Source organism: Mesorhizobium oxytropidicola (assembly GCF_056174625.1).
On record NZ_CM149692.1, the window covers coordinates 1,827,237 to 1,843,415 of the forward strand.

Consider the following 16,179-nt stretch of genomic DNA (forward strand, 5'->3'; position numbering starts at 1 on the left):
GCAGAGGTCAAAGTCCAATCATCCGCCTGATGTCGTCAACTGTCGCGGCGGCCCCGCGCAGCTTGGCAAGGCCGGTGTCGCCAAGGCTCTTCGACAGTTTTCGCCCGTCCGGCCCAAGGATGAGCCGATGGTGGAAATAGGCGGGTTGTGGCAGCCCAAGCAAGTCCTGCAGCAGGCGCTGCACACCGGTTGCGGAAAACAGATCCTGTCCGCGCACGACATGGCTGATGCCTTGCAGCGCGTCATCCATGACGACGGCCAGGTGATAGCTCGTCGGGATGTCGCGGCGCGCCACGATCACGTCGCCCCAGTCCTGCGGTCGGGCTTCGACCGAACGGGTCGCCGATAGCGTCTCATCGCTGAATTCTGCCCATGCGAGGTCCTTGCCGACACGCGCTGTGGCGGCATCGACATCCAGCCGCCAGGCGAAGGGCTCGTTTTCAGCGATCCGCCGCTTGCGTTCCTTCACGGTCAGCGTCTTGTCGGCGGGGGGATAGAGCGGCACGCCGTCAGGATCGCGCGGCCAGTCACGCCCGCGCTTTTCGCTGTCGGCGATGAAGGCCCTGATCTCGCCACGGCTCATGAAGGCGGGATAGACGAGCTCCTCGCGGATCAGCCGGTCGAGCACCGCCTGATACTCGGCGAAATGCTCGGACTGGCGGCGCACCGGCTCTTCCCAGCCAAGGCCCAGCCATTTCAAATCGGCAAGCACGCCGGCCTCGAATTGCGGCGTGCAGCGTGTGGTGTCGATATCCTCGATGCGCAGCAGCAGGCGACCGCTGCTGGCCTCTGCGAGCTTCTGGTTGAGCAGCGCCGAATAGGCGTGGCCGAGATGCAGGTCGCCATTGGGGCTGGGCGCGAAGCGGAATGTCAGGAGCGTCATGTCTCAAGCGGCAATCGGGTTGTGCGGCGGTTTCGGCCGTTGCTACTTTGCTGCACATTGGCGGACAAGGATACCATGCAGCGCATCGCGACACTGGACGACATTGTGCGCGGGCTCGATGCGCTTTGCATCATCGACCCGCGCCTGGAAAAGGTGCGCGGCATGGCCGGAGAGGTGCCGCTGCGGCTCTCCGAACCGGGCTTCAGGAGCCTGGCCTCGATCATCGTCTCGCAGCAAGTGTCGCGGGCGAGCGCCGACGCCATCTTCGGCCGGCTGACGAAGCTCGTCGATCCGCTGACGCCGCAGGCGATCCTGGCTGCCGGAGAGGATATGTTTCGCGAGGCCGGCCTGTCGCGGCCCAAGCAGCGCGGCCTGATCGCGGTTGCGCAGGCCGTGGCGGACGGGCTCGACCTCAATCACCTCTGTTCGCTCGACGCTCAGGAGGCGATCACAACGATGACGGCGGTGCCCGGCATCGGTCCGTGGACGGCGGAAGTGTACCTTCTGTTTGCCGCCGGGCACCCCGACATCTTTCCCGCGCGTGACGTTGCTTTGCAGAGCGCGGTTGGCCATGCGCTCGGCATCGACCCGCGTCCGCCGGAGAAAACGCTGATCGCATTGGCCGAATCATGGCGCCCGTGGCGAGGTGTCGCATCGCGGCTTTTCTGGTCCTATTATCGCGAAACCAGGGGCAGGGACGCCGCACCGCCCGCCTGAATCCGCAAAAAAGCATAAAAATCATGCTTTTTTGGCACGTCGCGCGAACCACAATCCGCTTCACATCCCTGTCATGTCGGGCTTACAGTATCCGCGCCGTTCGGGTCTAGAACCAAGGAGGTAAACAAGGTGACGGTTGCCGTATCTCCGGATGGGCTTCCAGCGCTGGTGCTGAATGCGGATTACCGTCCGCTCAGCTATTACCCCTTGTCGCTCTGGTCCTGGCAGGACGCGATCAAGGCGGTATTCCTCGACCGGGTGAACATCGTCGCTGAATACGAGCACGCGGTGTCCTCGCCGACCTTCTCGATGAAGCTGCCGAGCGTGGTCAGCCTGAAGGCCTATGTGAAGCCGTCCAGGCATCCGGCCTTCACCCGCTTCAACGTTTTCCTGCGCGACCGCTTCCAGTGCCAGTATTGCGGCACGCCTGACGACCTGACCTTCGACCACGTCATTCCCCGCCATCGTGGTGGTGCGACGACCTGGGAGAATGTCGTCGCCGCATGCTCGCCCTGCAATCTCAGGAAGGGCGGCATGATGCCGGCGCATGCCAAGATGTGGCCGCTGCAGAAGCCTTATCAGCCGACGGTGCATGATTTGCACAACAATGGCCGCCTGTTCCCGCCCAACCATCTGCATGAAAGCTGGATGGATTATCTCTACTGGGATGTCGAACTGGAACCATAGAGTTCGGCAGAAATCCGCCATGCTGGCCGCCTGACGCAGCTTTCTGCGCTTCCCCGTTCTACTGCGTCGCAGTAGAACGGTGCTCACGTACTTAAGTACGCTCCGCTCGTCGACTGCGTCGACCCCGAAAGCCGCGCCATCCGACTCAGCCTGCCGAATTTCTGGACGAACTCTGCGTCGCGCTGGTTAATCGCGGGAAAGCGCGCCGCGGAAGGCGACGGCGGCCAGGACAAGGCTGGCGATGGCGTTCCAGCCGGCCAGCGACAGGCCGAGGATGCGCAGTGCGGCCTTGTCGCAGGAGGGCGGCACGAATTTGTCGAGCGCGTCGAGCACGCCCTTGCCGCCGGTGTCGACCGGGCCGGCGCCCGCCGTGCAATCGGTCGGGCCGGCCCACCACTGCCATTCGACGCCGGAATGGTAGACGCCGAGATAGAGGCCGTAGAGCATCAGCAGGCCGCCGACGCCGAGCAGACCGCGTGTCAGCCAGGCCGGTGCGCGCAGCATCGATGCAATCACCGCCAGCACCATCAGCGGCGCGCCGATATAGTAGGGGGTGCGCTGTTCCAGGCAGAGGTGGCAGGGGATATAGCCGCCAATGTATTGGAAGCCGAGCGCCGAGCCGACGGTCGCGGCCATGGCGACGGCGAGAAACAGGGCGGTCCGCGTGCGCTGGCGTCCGATATCGGCATTCATGGTCGCTGTCATGGGTCTTTCGTCCGTTGAGTTCGCTGCCCGCCAGGTCCGCTTGCCCCGTTCAAAACCGTTACCCGGTTTTGAACGGGGCCTCAGAAGGCGTATTTGACGACGATATAGAGCAAAATCAGGGCAGCCGCGGCGGCGCCGACGATCAGGCCAAGGCGCTTTTCGATGAACTCGCGGATCGACTCGCCGTAGCGGCGCAAAAGCCACGCCAGCAACAGGAAACGGGCGCCGCGCGCCAAGATCGCCGAGACGATGAAGACAACAAGATTGATGTGAAGCGCCCCGGCCAGAATAGTGACCACCTTGATCGGCGGCAGGTGCGCAACGCCGGATGTGACGAGCAGCATCAGCATTAGCCCGGTGCCGGACGACTGCCACTTCTCGAACGTGGCAAGGCCGCCGAAGTGTTCCAGGATCGGCCGTGCTATCGTGTCATAGGCATAGTAGCCGATCAGCCAGCCGGCAATGCCGCCCAGCACGGACGCAACGGTGGCGGTCAGCGCGTAGCGATAGGCGCGTTCGGGCCGCGCCAACGCCATGGGCAGGAAAAGTACGTCGGCCGGAATGAAGAACACCGAGCTTTCGACGAAGGCGATGAAGGCCAGCCACCATTCGGCGGATTTGCGTGCCGCGAGAGACAAGGTCCAGTCGTACAGTCCGCGAAGCATCGGCTCTCCTATGCGTGTCGCCCAAAAGTGCTGGATGCTTGGGGCAAAGGCAGGGATGAAACAAGACCCAAAGCGTGCGCGGCCATCCCTTCAGATGCGCCACGCTGCATGCGCCGCCTGTCTAGAAAGATTTTCCGCGCTGCACAATGGCAGCACGGCCACGAAATCAAAAGGCGAAGATTGGTCGCATCCCGGTGATCTCGAGAATTGGCCAGTTGACGAACAGGCCTCCGACCGTATAGTCCGCGCCCATCCAGGCCGCCCGGCCTGAGCCCCTATGGCGGAATTGGTAGACGCGCTCGACTCAAAATCGAGTTCCGCAAGGAGTGCTGGTTCGATCCCGGCTAGGGGCACCACCCTATTTTTCAGGCACTGATTTTGTTCAGTTTTTCGCCTGTTTTGCCCCATTTTTTTCAAGTCCTGAATCCGGTGGGACAACTTCACCGGCGACGACGCGCCGTTCATTCGATGGAATGGGACTGGTCCAGCGCGGGATCATCAATGAGCCCGCCTCATCCAATTGATGGATGAAGCCCAACATGCGTCAGTGCTATTTGGACGCATGGCTCGCGACTTACCTCCCGGTCTGCGGAGGCGCGCTGGCTTGGGTGGCCAAATATGAGCAAGACGACACTCGTTGCTATCGCTGTCCTAGCTATCAGCATCGGCTATGCCGAAGCCAAGGACAAAGACCGACCGGTTTGCGCTGCGTCGAGCCCGCTTTTCAAAGTTCTCGGCAACAAATGCATTCTCGTGAAAGGTTCGATGATCTATGGCGACATTGCGGACCTTTCCCAGATAGTCCGCTTTGGCTGGTAGCTAGGTGGCGGCACAGGACCGGTGCCTTGACTCGGAGGATGGCGCGACAGGGGTAAGCGCGCAAGCCCACTTTGTTCTCAGCCGCGCCGGATGCGCCTCAATTTTGTGGGAATGGCGGGAGAAAAAACACAACAAATCATGGCCACGTGGACTTGCCCAACTTTTTTGCAAGTTGTTGATTTCGGCCAAATCTGGCGGCCCGGCTAGGGGCACCATCCTTCGCTCTTCGAGTTTCGGATGGCAGGCCATCCAAGGCTTGTTAGACGAAGGATTGTCCTCTGACGCCTTGGCGAAGGAGGACTGCTGTAGATTCGATTCAGAGGCTGTCAGGCGCACCATTCCATGTTTTGGGAACCGGTCTACGCTTGCCTGCTCATGATCCAGGGCAAGTTTGATGAGGCCACGGATGGATCCGAGAGGATTCAGACGCAGGCCGCCGCCTGAGCAACGGCCTGCGTCCATGCACATCCGCTCAAAGCGAGTGCTTATAGCCGATCCCGATGTTCCATTTGTCGCCGGCGAGATCGTTGTAGGGCGCTGAGGTCGTGTCGGTCTTCTTCCAGGAATAACCGACGCTGGCATAGACCGCGTTGGTGGAGTCGATGTTGTAGGTCACGCCGGTGGCCAGTTTCGGCGTCTCCCAGGTGGTGCTGAAGGCATTTCGGTAGCGGAAGTTGAAGACGTTCCAGGTCCACTGCTTGGACAGCTTCCAATCGCCCGCGAGATACAGGGCGTAGTAGGGAACATTCGCGTTGGCATCGGTATCCTTGATGATGCCTGTATCGTGCCAGGTGTAGCCGAGCCCCAGGCTGGGGGTCAGGGTGAAGGCATCCGAGATCTTGATTTTGTAGCCGAGGCTCGCTTCGGCGTAGTACTGCGACTTTCCACCGGTCTTGAAGGTCGGCTGGATAAAGATGCCGCCGACGAAATTATTGTCGAAATTGTGCGAGACGCTGAGTTTGGAGTAGGTGTCGGCAAGCGACCGGGCGGTGTTGCTGCCATTGTCGATGGCATAGAATTCCGGGTCGCCTTCGATTGCAATCGTCCAGGTCGGCGCTGCCGGTGGCGGGGCTTCGACCAGGTCGGCTGCAAGGGCCGATGTGGCCATGGACAAGCAAACGCCCAATGGGGCGATGATGGTGCGCAAAAGCATGGTCTTTCCTCGAGATGTGGCGGCGCATCGAGCGGCGCGTTGGGGTGTGGCGGCGATTTAGCTAGGCGCGCGCTATTAAAGTTATGTGACGATGTGCCATTCGTGCGGGCCGCTTTGTCCGAACGGCTCGCGGCCGGAAATCGGCGGTGCAGTCTGGCCACACCCGCGAGGCTGCGGCGGCAAGAACCTCTTCGATGAGAACGGTTTTATTGCCTTGGACGACGGAGCGGCATCAGGCGGTTGTGTCGCGCGTCTTCGCGGTCGAGATGCCTATCGCATGTTACCGGTGTGGCCCTGCGAGTATCTGCCGGGCTGCGGCCAGACCGTCAGGCCGTGAGGCTCGACGCCGACCCGGATTTTCGTCACGGCCCCCGAGGTGGTGTCGATCATGTAGACCTCGCTGTCGAAGCGGCCGGACAGCCGCAATTGCCTGCCGTCGGCGCTGACATTGCCCATGTCGGGGCTGCCGCCACCTGGTATAGGCCATTGCGCGACGACCGATCGGGTGGCGAAATCGATGACGGTCACGCTGCCCGGCCCCTTTGCACGGCCTTGCTCCATCTTGTGCGAGCCGCGGTTTGAGACGTAGAGCTTTGTCCCGTCGCGGCTGACGACAAATCCGTGCGTTCCGATGCCAGTGGCGATGAAGCCGATCTCGGAAAAGCTGTCTCCGTCGATCAGGAACACGCCGTCGTTCATCATGTCGGCGACGTAGAAGACCTTGCCGTCGGGGGAGAGCCTGACGTCCTGCGGCATGCCCATTTTCGACAGAGCGAGGTGGCCGAGCACCTTCTGGTTTTTCAGGTCCACCTTCAACAGGCCGCCATCACCATATTCGCAGGTGAAGATGGCGTAGGCATTGTCGGCGGAAAAATCGGCGTGGTTGATACCGGGGCAGGTTGGTGTCGGTATCGTCGATTTCAGCGCCATGGTCTGCGGATCGCGCAGGTCGAGCCGCTGGTAGGCTTCATCAACGATGACGGCCGAACTTCCGTCCGGCATGAAATACATGTTGTAGGGGTCATCGACCGAAATATCGTGGCCCGGCTTGGCGGTCTTGGGGTCGATGGGCGTCACGCTGCCCTTGCTGGTGCCGCTGGCGTTGTTGGCGACCCAGAGCGTCTTCAAATCCCAGGACGGAACGACGTGCTGCGGCTTGCTCCCGACAGGGAACCTGTCGACCTCCTTGAGGGTCACGGGGTCGATGACCGATACGCTGTTGGACGAGCGGTTCGGAACATAGACACGCGGCAGCGCGCCTGCCGTCGCCGGGCTCAAATGGTCAGAGCTTGTCTGGCTGTAGATATTGATCGGAGCGCGGGGCGGCGGCTCGCTGCAATCTTCCGGGCACGAGCCGGCTGAAGCCGATGCCGAGGCGAACAACAACACGAGCGGCGCGCACAGGCTCGTGAACCACCAATATGCCTTGATCATTTGGGCTGCTGCTTTTCGATGAAGCTGCGGATCGCTTCGGTCGTTCCGTTGACGATCAGGTCTACGCCGAGCTGGCCAAACGCGGCTGACGATCGTGTCGGATCGCCACCATAGACGCCGTCGCCGGCATCAAGCTTCGGCGAGGCCACAAGGCGATCCTTGCGCACCATGGAAGGATCGATGGCGAGCATGAGCGATGTGTCGGCCAGTCCCGCGTGGGTTCCGATCTCCGGCTGCGTCGCGCCGGCCGACAGGAGCTTGTCGACATAGGCGCCCTGGGTGATCTGATAGTATTCGAGCGCCGCAAACACCCGGACCGGGGTTTTGCGCCATTCGGCATTCAGGCGATCGGCGACATGGCGCTCGTCGGCCTGATAGCCGCCGTGGTCGCCGATCAGCACGATGGTCTTGAAGCCATGCAGCTTGAAGCTGCGGGCAGCGGATTCGAGCAGTTCCTCGAAAGTCTTGTCGCTGATGGTGATCGTGCCGGGAAACCGCATATGGGCGGTCGGCGGATCGATGGTTCCTTCCGGAACATAGGAGATCACGGGCGCGACCAACGCGTTGCCAAGTTGGCCGGCTATCTCCGCGGCCAGGAACTTGACCCGCACATTGTGCTTGCCCAGCGCCATGGCGGGGCCGCTTTGCTCAGTGCCACCTATCGGGACAATGATCGTCGTCGTCCCGGCGTCGATCCGATCGCGCAGTTCGGTCCAGGTCTGGTCCTCGAGGAAGACCGACGCATTGGCGGCGTTGGCCGCCGAGGCAAGACCCGACAGAAACCAAAGGCCGACGACGATGCTCGCGAACGAGAAACCGTGCCGTGCGATCATTCCAGCTTCTGGGCGATGCGTTGCACCGGACCGGATGTCCGCCGATTTTTCGCAATTTGTCTGGGGGGCAGAGGTTTCGGCAAGGCGCCTGCAGCCGCAAAAATTCGGGATCATGGTCTACCGCCGTCGCAACAAGCTCTTCATGCGGTTGCGCAACAGGCGGGCCATGTTGCGGGTCTCGCGGTAGAGATGCAGCTGCGAGGCGGCCTGGCGGGCGAGACGGTCGGCATCCGGTGTCAACCCGATCACCAGCGTGCCGATCGGCTTGCGCTCGGTCCACAGCCTGCTCATCACCGGATGGTCCGGCACCGCGCAGGAATCGGTCATCATGATGTTGGGATCGTCGAGATGCTGCCTGGTGACCTCGATCATCAGCAGCGTGCCGGGCGAATAGGCTGATAGCGTCTCGTCATAGGCCGTCTTCCAGGTGTAGGCGACGCCGGCCTCGACGAAGACGATCAGGCAGGCGATGGTCCGGCCGTCGAGTGTCAGCGAATGGATGCGGCACATGTCCTGTTCGGCGAGCCGGTGGACGGCCTCGCGGGCAAAGGCGGCGCGGAAGCGGTCGATCGCCATGGCGGTGCGCTCGCGGCCCTTCCAGCCGGACGCTTCCAACGTCAGAAAACTTTCGATGGCGTGGCGGATTTCTTCGGGGCCGCGCGCCACGACATGCTCCAGCCCGCCGAGGTCGGCAAGGCGCCGCTTCAGGCGGCGGAACTCGCGATAATGGTGCGAACGCAACGATGCCTTCAGATAGTCGTCGCCGTCGAGTTCGCTCTGCAGCACGGGTCGCGAGGTCTGACCGGTGGTGACCAGCGTCAGGCCGCGCGTCTCGGCAACGGAGTCAAGCAGGCTTGCCACCGGACCGTCGAGCCTGATGTCGGGTAGCACGAGGACTTTCGGCAGCTTGAGATGCGGGCGCGACAGCATCGAGAAGAAATCCTCGACGACGCCGATCGGATCGTCGCGGTCGATCAGCGGCGTGCCGAGCGGACCGAACGGGCTCGACCAGGTGCGCATCACCGGAACGCCGAGCGGCACCACCGGCCGTTCCACCGAGAGCGGCACCAGAAGGCGCAGCCGGTTGCGGTATTCGTCGCCGTCGCGGATCACCGCCAGCCGCACCTCGCGATCCTCCAGCCGGGGCATGGCCGGCGCCAGGAAACGCGGATTGAAGAAGACGTTCGGCTCGATCGTGCGGGCGCAGAGATAATCCAGCTCCTCGACCAGGTCGAAGCCGGCGGACGCCGGATAGATGGCAAGCTTGCGCTCCGGACGGTTGTTGGCGAGGATTTCGATATGGGCGGGGTCGGGGTCGCGCGCCAGCCCGGCAAGGCCCGACACCATGGCGCCAGCGGTGCCGCCGCTGGTTTCCTCGAGCAACGGGATGGCGGCCATCAGGCGGCTCCTTTGGCAGGCACGAAGATCGCCATGACGATGCCGAGCTTGCGCCAGACCGTGAAGGACAGCGCGCTGGCCTCGAAGATCATGGCAAAGGCGGTGGCCATGGCCGCGCCCCACAGGCCGAAATGCGGGATCAGCACCACGTTGAGGCCGATGTTGAAGGCGAGCGTCATGGCATAGACGGCGGCACAGATATTCTGGTTCCCGCTCATGGTGAGCAGGCTTTCGCAAGGCCCCACGGCGGCGCGCGCCACGACGCCGAAGACGAGCAGGAACAGCAGCGGATAGCCCGATGTGAATTCGGGGCCGAACAGCACCAGCATGGGTTCGCCCAGCGCCAGCACCAGCAGCGCCATCAAGAGCGACGGCCAGAAGGTCCACGACACCGTCTCGCGGGCGAAGGCGGCGAGCTTGTCCGGCTCGCCATGGGTGAACTGCGCATAGCGCTGGGCAACACCGGCCTTGACGGCGAAATAGACGAAATGCACCAGCGCCAGCGTCTTGACCGTGGCGAAATAGACGGCGACGTCGTTGGGGTTCATATAGGCGCCGACCATCAGCACATCGGCATTGGTGAGCAGGAAGAAGAAGCTTTCGACCAGGAAGATCGGCAGCGAGACGATGAACCATTGCGCGAAATGCACCTTCATCGGTCCGGCCGGGATCTGCCTTTCCATGCGGTGCGTGACGCCGATCAGCTGGGCGAGCGTGGTGACATAGGTGGCGGCGATCGAGGCGAAGATCGCCGTCCTGGCGTCGGCGGCGTAGCCGGCGAAGAGCATCAGCGCCATGAACAGCAGGATCAGCACCGGCCGTATCAGATAGGTCGGCGACAAAGCGAAAAGCGCCCAGCTGTTGGCCCTGGCCTGGCCCTGCAACAGATCCGACACCGCGATCATCGGCAGGCAGATGACGCCAAGGATGAACGGGATGACGTAGTAGTTCTCGATCCAGGGTGCCGCCAGCCAGACGCCGAGCGCGCCGAGCCCGGCGATGATGGTGGAGGCGATCAGCACGAACAGGCGGCTGGCCACGACGATGCCGCGCAGTTCGTCCATCATGCCTCGCTCGCGGTATTCGGGAATGAAGCGGATCACCGAGGTGTGGAAGCCGAGGCAGGCGAGGTTGCCTACGATGACCATCGTCACCCAGACAAGCACGAAGATGCCGTATTCGAACGAGCCCATCCAGCGTGCCATCAGCACCTGGCTGATGAAGGCGATGACGGCGCTGACGATGCGGATGGAGAAGGCGATCACCGACATGCGGCCGGCCTCGCCGCGCTCATCGGCGGTGAACAGCACGGCGTCGATGCGGCCAAGCAACGGTTCGACGCGCAGCGCCAAACGCTGCGGCAAGAACCGCCCGGCAGTCGTGGCCGCGGAAAAGCGCACCCCGATCTCTCTCCGTTTTCCGCCTCTTTTTCAGGCTTTGGTGTAGCGGAGACACATTAAGAAACGGTTGGGTGAGGAGCGGTCCGCGCAGCGGACGAAAAGCCAACGATTTGGCTTTTCGAACGACGAACGCCCAAAGTCGCAGTGGAGGGCCGGCAGAGCCCCCGACGCGAGGCACGCGCCTTGTCATGCCGATGGCACTACAAGGCAAGTGAACGCCCTGGGAGGTTACCCGAAGTGACGAGCCTCCAGTCGCGGAAGCTGTCCGTGCCGTGGTGAAGCTAAGGATCCGGTTTTCGAGATCCGCAGTGTTGCGGAATACGAACGACGACACGGCCCGAGGAATTGCCGAGGGCGGTTGGATTTCGACTCGCGATCAAGTCTGCGGAATTGAGGGGACTAGCTCACTGTCTAGTTCTTGGAGACGAAGCCATGAACAAAGAAAGAACATATGAATTGTTGTGTGAGAGTTCCCATCCAAAAAATCCAATTGTTAGCATGGGTTTAGCGAGATTTATCCCCAGTTTGCCCCCATTGTGGGCGACCGGCAGGGACAAGTGACTGTCAAGCAAATTATTTCAGAAAATTTCGCGCCGAGCCGGCTTTTTCATATTCGCCGGAAAAGGTTTTGAATCACAATGGCTTTGTCAAAATATGCCGCTGCAGCAGTTTGCTCCGAACCGCCTCACCCGCTCAGATTCGTTAAAAATCCGTTAGTTAGCAAGTTGACGAGTGTCACAAACTCAATATGTAGTTTGCACAGAACGACGCGCTTCTAATCCTAGTGATTGGCAAAATGAACAGGTTCGCTTTCTAGAAGGGGGCGGAAATGGATTGGCTCACCTTTATTTCAAATATTGTGTCGAGTTGGCCGTTAGGCCTAATTCTTGTTCTATTGATCGCCCCTCGATCGATAGAACGCGTGGGAAGGCATATTAGAAACGTACGTGGACCAAATAATTTTAGCGTTGAGTTTGAGCGTTCACCCGAAAATGGATCGGTTTCAAAAGAAGGCGAATAGAGGGATCACGTAAAATGAGCATCGGACCTGATTTGATCAACGCACTAGCAGCCCTAGGTGCTGGTTTTACGAGTCAACTTGGAAAAGTTTTGCTCTCTTACCTGCGCGATCTCGGTTTTCCGACTAAGATCGGTAAGTTTGATTTGGCTAAGATATTAGACGACAGCGAATCGTCAGTTGACGAGCGGTTATTAAAAATTGATCAGGCTCGCCAAAATCTCACAGACGCGCTCAGTGCGATCGAAGAGCTTGGAAGTCAAGCAAGTCGTCAAAAAGCTGAGTTGGAGGTTCTGACAGCAGCGGTAGCTCACGCTGCAAGTGAGAAAGCAGCCGTAACCAACGAATTAACAACCATACGAACCTTGGCGAACTTAGATACGCGCTCTGTGCAAAGAGCCTTTGCGGTTCCGACGCGATCCCAAAGATGGTTCGAGAGAGGTTTCTCGTTCTGCCTAGGTATCTTAGCCTCGCTGATAGCCTCTTTCATTTTTGATTGGTGGCGATAGCCGCGTTACTTCGATTACGCGAATGCCCCGTGGCAGTGCTTGTACTTCTTGCCGGAGCCGCAGGGGCAGGCTTCGTTGCGGCCGACCTTGCCCCAGGTTGCCTGGTTGTTCGGGTCGCGGTTTTCGGGGGCGACGATGGCGTTCTGCTCCTGGCGCACCAGGAGGGCGGTTTCGCCGCCTTCGAAATCGTTCTCGCCGGTGGTGCCGTCAATATGGGTGCCGAACATGTCGGGGGCTTCCGGGGGCGGGGCTTCGGCGGCCTGGCGGACCAGCTCGACGCGCATCAGCTGCGCGGTGACGGCCTGGCGCAGATTGCCCAGCATCGCCTGGAACAGCTCGAAGGCTTCGCCTTTGTATTCCTGCAGCGGATCGCGCTGGGCGTAGCCGCGGAAGCCGACGACCGAACGCAGATGGTCGAGGTTGACGATGTGCTCGCGCCACAGATGGTCGAGCGTTTGCAGCACCACGGAGCGCTCGACATAGGTCATTACTTCGGGGCCGAAGCGCTCGGAGCGCTCCTTGGCGGCGGCGTCGGCGGCGGCAGTGATGCGCTCGCGGATGTCGTCCTCGGCGATGCCTTCTTCCTTGGCCCACTCGTCGACCGGCAGGTCGAGATTGAGGAATTCGGCGACCTCGGCCTTCAGCCCGGCAACATCCCACTGCTCGGCATAGGCGTTTTCGGGAATGGCCTTGGCGACGATCTCGTCGATGACGCCCTCGCGCATCTCGGCGATGATCTCGGTCAGGCCTTCGCCTTCCATCAGCTCGATGCGCTGTTCGAACACCACCTTGCGCTGGTCGTTGGAGACGTCGTCATATTTCAACAGGTTCTTGCGGATGTCGAAGTTGCGCGCCTCGACCTTCTTCTGCGCCTTTTCCAGCGCCTTGTTGATCCAGGGATGAATGATCGCCTCGTCTTCCTTGAGGCCGAGCTTCTGCAGCATGCCGTCCATGCGCTCGGAACCGAAGATGCGCATCAGATCGTCCTGCAGCGACAGGAAGAATTTCGAACGGCCGGGGTCGCCCTGGCGGCCCGAACGGCCGCGCAACTGGTTGTCGATGCGGCGCGATTCATGGCGCTCGGTGGCGAGAACGTAGAGGCCGCCGGCGGCCAGCGCCTTTTCCTTCAGGCGCTCGACGTCGGCGTTGATCGCCTTTTCGCGCGCCTCGCGCTCGGGGCCTTCCGGCATGTCGCCGAGTTCGTCGGCGATGCGCATCTCGGCATTGCCGCCGAGCTTGATGTCGGTGCCGCGGCCGGCCATGTTGGTGGCGATGGTGATGGCGCCGGGCTTGCCGGCCTGGGCGACGATCGCCGCCTCGCGCTCGTGATGGCGGGCGTTCAGCACCTCGAAATCCTTGAAACCTTCCTTGCGCAGGCGGTCCGCCAACTGCTCGGACTTCTCGATCGAGGTCGTGCCGACCAGCGTCGGCTGGCCCTTGGCGCTGGCCTCGCGGATCTCCTTGACGATCGCCTTGTATTTTTCCTCGACCGTGCGGTAGACCTCGTCGTCCTCGTCCTTGCGGATGACCGGCAGATTGGTCGGGATCTCGGTGACTTCGAGGCCGTAAATGTTGCCGAATTCCTCGGCCTCGGTCAGCGCTGTGCCGGTCATGCCGGACAGCTTCTTGTAGAGGCGGAAGTAGTTCTGGAAGGTGACGGAGGCGAGCGTCTGGTTCTCCGGCTGGATCGCCACATGCTCCTTGGCTTCCAGCGCCTGGTGCAGGCCTTCCGAATAGCGGCGGCCGGGCATCATGCGGCCGGTGAACTCGTCGATGATGACGATCTCGTCGTTGCGAACGATATAGTCCTTGTCGCGCTGGAACAGCCGGTGCGCCTTCAGCGCGTTGTTAACATGGTGGACGATGGCGACGTTCTCGACGTCGTAGAGCGACTCGCCCTTCAACAGGTCGGCATCGCGCAGCATGTTCTCCAGCTTCTCGGTGCCTTCCTCGGTGAAGATCGAGGTCTTCTGCTTCTCGTCGATCTCATAATCCTGCGGCTGCAGCTGGATGATGAAGGTGTCGATGGTGTTGTACATTTCCGAACGGTCCTCGAGCGGACCGGAAATGATCAGCGGCGTGCGCGCCTCGTCGACCAGGATGGAATCGACTTCGTCGACGATCGCGTAATTGTGGCCGCGCTGCACCATCTGGGCGCGCTCATACTTCATGTTGTCGCGCAGATAGTCGAAGCCGAGCTCGTTGTTGGTGGCGTAGGTGACGTCGGACGCGTAGGCGACGCGGCGTTCCTCGTCGGAGAGGCCATGGACGATGACGCCGACCGAGAGGCCGAGGAATTTGTAGACGCGGCCCATCCATTCGGAGTCGCGGGTGGCGAGATAGTCGTTGACGGTGACGACATGGACGCCGTTGCCGGCGAGCGCGTTGAGATAGACCGGCAGCGTCGCGACCAGTGTCTTGCCCTCGCCGGTGCGCATCTCGGCGATGCCGCCATTGTGCAGCACCATGCCGCCGATCAGCTGGACGTCGAAGGGGCGCATGCCGAGCACGCGGCGCGCCGCCTCGCGGGCGGTGGCGAAGGCCGGGACCAGAAGGTCGTCAAGGCTGGCGCCGTTGGCGATATCCTGGCGGAATTTTTCCGTGCGCCCGGCGAGTTCGGCGTCGGAAAGCGCCCGCATCTCGTTTTCCATGGCGTTGATCGCCTCGACACGGGGCCGGGTCGATTTGACCCGACGGTCGTTGGAGGAACCGAAAACCTTACGGGCGAGACCGCCGAGACTGACCATCCAATGGTCCTTTCGATAGAATTCTCAATCTTCAGACGAGCGCCGGCCGGCCCCATCACATCCGCGTGAACGCACCGCCTGAATACGGGCAAACACAAAAAGCGCCCGGAAAACGGTTCTGGACGCAAAGTCGTTGGACAGATAAGAGGGGGCTCAACTGATGTCAACGCCGCGCCGGCCCTGCCGGTCGCGCCAAATTCCGCCACAATCTGGCTGATCTGGAAGCCACCCCTCCTTACAATCCTTCCCCGGAGTCATCCTTATGCCCTTGTTGTTCCGCCGTGCGTCGCTTGCCAGCCTTGGTCTGGCCTTCGGCCTGTCGGCTCTTTGCCTGTCGCCTGTCATGGCACAGGAGGCCGCTCCCGCTGCTCCGGCCGATGCCGCCGCGGCACCGGCGGCTGCACCGGTCGATCCGAACGCCGTCGTCGCCACGGTCAACGGCCAGCCGCTAACCGAAGCCGATCTGGTGCTTGCCGAGGGCGAGCTGTCGCAGCAATTCGCGCAGCTGCCGCCCGAACAGCGCCGCGCCGCGGCCCTTTCGGCGGCCATCGAGATCCGCGTCATGGCCGCCAAGGCCGTGACCGACGGTCTCGACAAGGATCCCGACTTCCAGCGCCGCATGGCGTTCCTGCAGCAGCGCGCGCTGCATGGCGAAATGGTCGAGAAGGGCGTCGTCGACAAGGTCACCGATGCCGAGATCCGCGCCCGCTACGACCAGGAAATCGCCAACACGCCGCCGGTCAACGAGGTGCATGCCCGTCACATCCTCGTGAAGACGAAGGAAGAGGCCGAGGCCATCATCAAGCAGCTCGACGGCGGCGCCGATTTCCAGAAGCTCGCCAACGAGCACACGAGCGATCCCTCGGGCAAATCCAATGGCGGCGACCTCGGCTGGTTCGGACCTGGCCAGATGGTTCCGGAGTTCGACAAGGCGGCCTTCGCGCTCGAGGTCGGCAAATACACCGAGCAGCCGGTGCAGTCGCAGTTCGGCTGGCACGTCATCAAGCTCGAGGACAAGCGCGCCAAGCAGCCGCCGGCCTTCGACGAGGTCAAGGACCAGGCCAAGCAGGCGGTCATCCGCGACAAGTATTTCGCGCTGGTCAAGTCGCTGCGCGCCGGCGCCAAGGTCGAGATCCCCGACGCCAAGCTGAAGCAGGCTGTCGATACGATGGAAGCCGGCAAGTAAGCCTGAGCACTTTTAAAGAAGGGCG

The 16,179-nt window shown here is 61.8% G+C and carries 15 protein-coding genes and 1 tRNA gene; 6 read left to right on the top strand and 10 right to left on the bottom strand.

Translation table 11 applies throughout. The features are described 5' to 3' along the window. Positions 1-7 precede the first annotated feature (7 nt). Entirely contained in the window at positions 8-883 is an 876-nt protein-coding gene (gluQRS, locus tag AC0V8S_RS09170; RefSeq protein ID WP_183463453.1) for a tRNA glutamyl-Q(34) synthetase GluQRS, read from the bottom strand. Between the two features lie 75 nt (positions 884-958). Between gluQRS and AC0V8S_RS09175 the strand changes: the two genes are divergently transcribed. Both AC0V8S_RS09175 and AC0V8S_RS09180 read left to right on the top strand, forming a co-directional pair. Next, entirely contained in the window at positions 959-1,600 is a 642-nt protein-coding gene (locus tag AC0V8S_RS09175; protein ID WP_475437474.1) for a DNA-3-methyladenine glycosylase family protein, read from the top strand. A gap of 129 nt (positions 1,601-1,729) precedes the next feature. After that, positions 1,730-2,287 carry an HNH endonuclease gene (locus tag AC0V8S_RS09180; RefSeq protein WP_010911702.1) on the top strand — a complete coding sequence of 186 codons (558 nt, stop codon included), beginning with the start codon at positions 1,730-1,732 and terminating at the stop codon, positions 2,285-2,287. Between the two features lie 186 nt (positions 2,288-2,473). Here the strand turns inward: AC0V8S_RS09180 and AC0V8S_RS09185 are convergent, their stop codons facing one another. Continuing rightward, the gene (locus AC0V8S_RS09185) at positions 2,474-2,992 is read right to left on the bottom strand and encodes a disulfide bond formation protein B (protein ID WP_475437475.1); all 519 of its coding nucleotides are present in this window, start codon (positions 2,990-2,992) and stop codon (positions 2,474-2,476) included. An 80-nt stretch (positions 2,993-3,072) separates the two neighbouring features. After that, positions 3,073-3,657 (bottom strand): YqaA family protein, encoded by a 585-nt coding sequence (locus tag AC0V8S_RS09190; RefSeq protein ID WP_095199671.1) that lies wholly within the window; start codon positions 3,655-3,657, stop codon positions 3,073-3,075. Between the two features lie 271 nt (positions 3,658-3,928). Between AC0V8S_RS09190 and AC0V8S_RS09195 the strand changes: the two genes are divergently transcribed. Next, positions 3,929-4,013 (top strand) — tRNA-Leu (locus AC0V8S_RS09195). Between the two features lie 26 nt (positions 4,014-4,039). Here the strand turns inward: AC0V8S_RS09195 and AC0V8S_RS09200 are convergent. After that, the gene (locus AC0V8S_RS09200; RefSeq protein ID WP_475437476.1) at positions 4,040-4,198 is read right to left on the bottom strand and encodes a hypothetical protein; all 159 of its coding nucleotides are present in this window, start codon (positions 4,196-4,198) and stop codon (positions 4,040-4,042) included. A gap of 77 nt (positions 4,199-4,275) precedes the next feature. On the opposite strand from AC0V8S_RS09200, the gene AC0V8S_RS09205 reads away from it, so the two are divergent. Further along, the gene (locus AC0V8S_RS09205; RefSeq protein ID WP_096450659.1) at positions 4,276-4,476 is read left to right on the top strand and encodes a hypothetical protein; all 201 of its coding nucleotides are present in this window, start codon (positions 4,276-4,278) and stop codon (positions 4,474-4,476) included. A 472-nt stretch (positions 4,477-4,948) separates the two neighbouring features. Here the strand turns inward: AC0V8S_RS09205 and AC0V8S_RS09210 are convergent, their stop codons facing one another. From AC0V8S_RS09210 to AC0V8S_RS09230, 5 genes are all read right to left on the bottom strand, one after another. After that, positions 4,949-5,584: a hypothetical protein gene (locus AC0V8S_RS09210; RefSeq protein ID WP_475437477.1), complete on the bottom strand. Its 636-nt coding sequence runs from the start codon at positions 5,582-5,584 to the stop codon at positions 4,949-4,951. 315 nt (positions 5,585-5,899) lie between these two features. Next, positions 5,900-7,063, bottom strand: a complete 1,164-nt coding sequence (locus AC0V8S_RS09215; RefSeq protein WP_475437478.1) for a YVTN family beta-propeller repeat protein — start codon at positions 7,061-7,063, stop codon at positions 5,900-5,902. Beyond that, positions 7,060-7,896, bottom strand: a complete 837-nt coding sequence (locus tag AC0V8S_RS09220; protein WP_475437479.1) for a creatininase family protein — start codon at positions 7,894-7,896, stop codon at positions 7,060-7,062. The genes AC0V8S_RS09215 and AC0V8S_RS09220 overlap by 4 nt, the downstream gene beginning before the upstream one ends. Positions 7,897-8,013: 117 nt before the next feature. Further along, the gene (locus tag AC0V8S_RS09225; protein ID WP_475437480.1) at positions 8,014-9,294 is read right to left on the bottom strand and encodes a GNAT family N-acetyltransferase; all 1,281 of its coding nucleotides are present in this window, start codon (positions 9,292-9,294) and stop codon (positions 8,014-8,016) included. Continuing rightward, on the bottom strand, positions 9,294-10,694 hold the full coding sequence (locus tag AC0V8S_RS09230; RefSeq protein ID WP_475437481.1) for an oligosaccharide flippase family protein: 1,401 nt from the start codon (positions 10,692-10,694) through the stop codon (positions 9,294-9,296). The genes AC0V8S_RS09225 and AC0V8S_RS09230 overlap by 1 nt, the downstream gene beginning before the upstream one ends. Positions 10,695-11,729: 1,035 nt before the next feature. On the opposite strand from AC0V8S_RS09230, the gene AC0V8S_RS09235 reads away from it, so the two are divergent. After that, entirely contained in the window at positions 11,730-12,221 is a 492-nt protein-coding gene (locus AC0V8S_RS09235; RefSeq protein ID WP_475437482.1) for a hypothetical protein, read from the top strand. Positions 12,222-12,235: 14 nt separating this feature from the next. On the opposite strand, the gene secA is transcribed toward AC0V8S_RS09235, so the two are convergent. Then, the gene (gene secA / locus AC0V8S_RS09240; protein ID WP_475437483.1) at positions 12,236-14,968 is read right to left on the bottom strand and encodes a preprotein translocase subunit SecA; all 2,733 of its coding nucleotides are present in this window, start codon (positions 14,966-14,968) and stop codon (positions 12,236-12,238) included. A gap of 262 nt (positions 14,969-15,230) precedes the next feature. Between secA and AC0V8S_RS09245 the strand changes: the two genes are divergently transcribed. Next, positions 15,231-16,154, top strand: a complete 924-nt coding sequence (locus AC0V8S_RS09245; protein WP_475437484.1) for a peptidylprolyl isomerase — start codon at positions 15,231-15,233, stop codon at positions 16,152-16,154. Positions 16,155-16,179 lie beyond the last annotated feature (25 nt).

What these genes read in the sequence shown, in the direction of transcription:
- gluQRS (WP_183463453.1), bottom strand. Translation starts at nt 883, where the DNA reads ATGACGCTCCTGACATTCCGCTTCGCGCCCAGCCCCAATGGCGACCTG.
- AC0V8S_RS09175 (WP_475437474.1), top strand. Translation starts at nt 959, where the DNA reads ATGCAGCGCATCGCGACACTGGACGACATTGTGCGCGGGCTCGATGCG.
- AC0V8S_RS09185 (WP_475437475.1), bottom strand. Translation starts at nt 2,992, where the DNA reads ATGACAGCGACCATGAATGCCGATATCGGACGCCAGCGCACGCGGACC.
- AC0V8S_RS09190 (WP_095199671.1), bottom strand. Translation starts at nt 3,657, where the DNA reads ATGCTTCGCGGACTGTACGACTGGACCTTGTCTCTCGCGGCACGCAAA.
- AC0V8S_RS09200 (WP_475437476.1), bottom strand. Translation starts at nt 4,198, where the DNA reads ATGTTGGGCTTCATCCATCAATTGGATGAGGCGGGCTCATTGATGATC.
- AC0V8S_RS09205 (WP_096450659.1), top strand. Translation starts at nt 4,276, where the DNA reads ATGAGCAAGACGACACTCGTTGCTATCGCTGTCCTAGCTATCAGCATC.
- AC0V8S_RS09210 (WP_475437477.1), bottom strand. Translation starts at nt 5,584, where the DNA reads ATGGCCACATCGGCCCTTGCAGCCGACCTGGTCGAAGCCCCGCCACCG.
- AC0V8S_RS09215 (WP_475437478.1), bottom strand. Translation starts at nt 7,063, where the DNA reads ATGATCAAGGCATATTGGTGGTTCACGAGCCTGTGCGCGCCGCTCGTG.
- AC0V8S_RS09220 (WP_475437479.1), bottom strand. Translation starts at nt 7,896, where the DNA reads ATGATCGCACGGCACGGTTTCTCGTTCGCGAGCATCGTCGTCGGCCTT.
- AC0V8S_RS09225 (WP_475437480.1), bottom strand. Translation starts at nt 9,294, where the DNA reads ATGGCCGCCATCCCGTTGCTCGAGGAAACCAGCGGCGGCACCGCTGGC.
- AC0V8S_RS09235 (WP_475437482.1), top strand. Translation starts at nt 11,730, where the DNA reads ATGAGCATCGGACCTGATTTGATCAACGCACTAGCAGCCCTAGGTGCT.
- secA (WP_475437483.1), bottom strand. Translation starts at nt 14,968, where the DNA reads ATGGTCAGTCTCGGCGGTCTCGCCCGTAAGGTTTTCGGTTCCTCCAAC.
- AC0V8S_RS09245 (WP_475437484.1), top strand. Translation starts at nt 15,231, where the DNA reads ATGCCCTTGTTGTTCCGCCGTGCGTCGCTTGCCAGCCTTGGTCTGGCC.